The sequence below is a fragment of the Sphingomonas sp. genome (assembly GCF_051962185.1).
Lineage (GTDB): Bacteria > Pseudomonadota > Alphaproteobacteria > Sphingomonadales > Sphingomonadaceae > Sphingomonas.
This window is the reverse complement of sequence record NZ_JBQCCN010000098.1, coordinates 1-2688: the sequence shown is the minus strand read 5'-3', so window position 1 is coordinate 2688 and position 2688 is coordinate 1. Positions and strand designations below refer to the sequence as shown.

The 2688-nt window shown below is 70.0% G+C and carries 4 protein-coding genes; all 4 read right to left on the bottom strand.

Features of this window, described 5'->3' with window-relative positions; all coding sequences use genetic code 11:
• On the bottom strand, nt 1-683 hold a 683-nt coding region (locus ACTHJR_RS05845; protein ID WP_440522186.1), incomplete at its 3' end, for an alpha/beta hydrolase.
• 10 nt (nt 684-693) lie between these two features.
• Nucleotides 694-1320, bottom strand: coding sequence for a 2-dehydro-3-deoxy-6-phosphogalactonate aldolase (locus tag ACTHJR_RS05840; protein ID WP_440522185.1), 627 nt, complete (start codon nt 1318-1320; stop codon nt 694-696).
• Entirely contained in the window at nt 1317-2186 is an 870-nt protein-coding gene (locus tag ACTHJR_RS05835; protein ID WP_440522184.1) for a 2-dehydro-3-deoxygalactonokinase, read from the bottom strand. Before ACTHJR_RS05835 ends, ACTHJR_RS05840 begins: the two co-directional genes overlap by 4 nt.
• A 4-nt stretch (nt 2187-2190) precedes the next feature.
• Nucleotides 2191-2688, bottom strand: a 498-nt coding sequence (locus tag ACTHJR_RS05830) for a sodium:solute symporter family transporter (RefSeq protein WP_440522183.1), incomplete at its 5' end; no start/stop codon positions are given.

Sequence of the window (2688 nt, the reverse complement as noted above, 5' to 3'; positions counted from 1 at the left end):
ATCAGCGCCGCGCGCGAGCCGGCGTGGGTGATGCCGGGTCGCATCGTCACCACCGGATACAGCATGCCCGCGGCGTCGGGCCGCGCGCTCTCGCGATCCATGGCATCGACCGCGTCATAGACCGGCTCGGCAAAACGCGTGGCCAGCGACCCGGCCAGATGCCCGCCGGCCGAAAAACCAAGCACCGCCAGCCGGTCGGGCGCGACGCCGTAGCGTACGGCGCGGGCACGGATCAGCCGCATCGCCCGCTGCGCATCCTGCAACGGTACGTCGGCCGGACGCGCCCAGGCCGCCGAGGGCAATCGATAGACCAGGACGAACGCGGTGATGCCGCGCGCATTGAGCCACGCCGCCTGGCTCATTCCTTCCTTGTCGAACGCTTCCCAGACATAGCCGCCGCCGGGAATGACCAATACGCCGGCGCCGTTGGGGCGCGCCGGGCGGCAGACGACCAGCATCGGATCGCCGACCGTGACGATGCCGCGATTGGGGCGTTCCGCGGTGCCGACGTCCTTGACCTCGAACTGCAACGGCGCGCGCCATCCCGGCGCTTTGCCGGGCCACAGGCGGATCGTCTCGGCGCCCAGCGACACGCCAGCCGCGGGCGCCGGCGTGACGAACGACGCGGCCGCCCCGCCCGCCAGCGCGAGGAGCGTCCGGCGGTCGAGCATCGCTTCGGTCATGTCTGTCTCCTCAGGCGAGCGCCGCCACGAATGCCCGCGCCCGCGCGCCTACCTCGCTCGCGGTCATGCCCGGCTTGTAGAGCGCAGAGCCCAGTCCGAAGCCCGCCGCCCCGGCCTCGCGCCACGGCGCCATCCCGTCCGGCACGATCCCGCCGACCGGCAATATCCGCGTCCCCGACGGCAGGATTGCGCGCATCGCCTTGAGCACCGCCGGGCTGGCCGCCTCGGCCGGGAACAGCTTGAGCGCGGTCGCTCCCGCATCGAGCGCCGCCAATGCCTCGCTGGGCGTGGCGATGCCGGGCAAGGACACCATGCCCGCCGCGACGCTGGCGCGGATGACATCGGCATTCATATTGGGCGAGATCACCATCCGCCCGCCGGCGCCGCGAACGCTCGCGACCTGGCCGGGGGTGAGGACGGTTCCCGCCCCGATCATCGCGCGATCGCCAAGCGCCTCGGCCAGGCGGGCGACGCTGTCGAGCGGATCGGGCGAGTTCATCGGCACTTCGATCAGCGTGAAGCCGGCCGCGACCAGTTCCTCGCCGATCGCTGCGACCTCGTCGGGCCGCACGCCGCGCAGGATGGCGACCAGCGGGCAAGCGGCGAAAGCGGCGTCGAAGGCGGCAACATCGGTCACGATAGAAAAGCTCCCAATCTGGTGATGCCGGCGACGAACGCGGCATGGCTGTCGACGATCGTCGCGGTGCGGCCATTGGCCTCGACCGCCGCGGCGTAAAGCCCGCCGAGCATCGGGTCGGCGAGGATATAGGCGGTATCGAACTCGTGCGCCGCGACGCGCGCGGCGACGTCGGCGCCGATGATCAGCCCGCTGGCGAACGACGCCGCATCGGCATCATCGCGCAATCCCAGCAGTTTCGCCGCGCGGATGCCGAACAGCGAGGCGGTCAGGTCGCGTCTCGCGCCCTCCCGCGCCCCCTCGAGAAACGCGTCGCCGAGCGCGACATCGGCGCTCAATTGTGCCGCCAGGATGCCGTGCGATCGCACCAGCCCGAACAATTCGCCGGTCATCGCCGTGGTGAAGCGGGCGATGCGCCCGCCGGTCATCTCGACCCATTTGCAATGCGTGCCCGGCTGGACCAGCATCGCCTCCGCCGGCGCCAGCCCGCCGGCGACCGCGCCGAGCAATTGTACTTCCTCACCCCGCATGACATCGCCGCGACGCCCGTCGACGAACGAGACGCCGGGAACGATCGCGGTGCGCTCGTCGATCCGCAACAGATGGTCGCCGAGATCGTCGAGCCCGGCCGGCGCCGCGACATAGGCCGCTTCCCGCCAGCCGATCGTCGATCCGACCATGCCCGCCATCAGCACCGGCAGGTCACCGAATCGCGCACGGATCGCGACCAGTTCGCCGGCGAAATCGCCGACCGCGGTGACGCCGAGCGCGTCGCGCTCGGTCGCCGCCACCATGCCCTCTTCTATCCGATAGACGCGCCGGTTGGTCGTGCCCCAATCGATCGCCAGGAATGCGCCCGAGGTCATGTCTTCACCACCATGTCGCATAAAGCGCGATCAGGATCAGCACGATCAATCCGGCCGCGACGTTGAACCCGGTCGTGGTGCGGAACGACACGCCCTGCATCGTGATCAGATTGCTTTCGGCGCGCGCCGGCCGGAGCAGCGAGACGATCACTGCGAGCGCCAGCGCGACGAAGAAGACGATCGACATGCGGTTGATGAACGGCACCGCGTTGAGCGCCGCCGATCCGCCCCAGGCCGCCGGGAACCAGAAGATGAAGCTGACCACGACCGAGGCGATCGCGCCGACCAGCGCGCCCATCTCGGTCGCACGCGGCCAGAACAGGCCGAGCAGGAAGATCACCGTGATGCCCGGCGTCACGAAGCCGGAGAATTCCTGGATATATTGGAACGCCTGGTCGAGGCTGCCGAGCAGCGGACGCGCGGTCAGCATCGCGATGATGATCGCTGCGATCGCCGTCACCCGGCCGACCAGCACCAGATGCTTCTCATGCTCGACCGACCC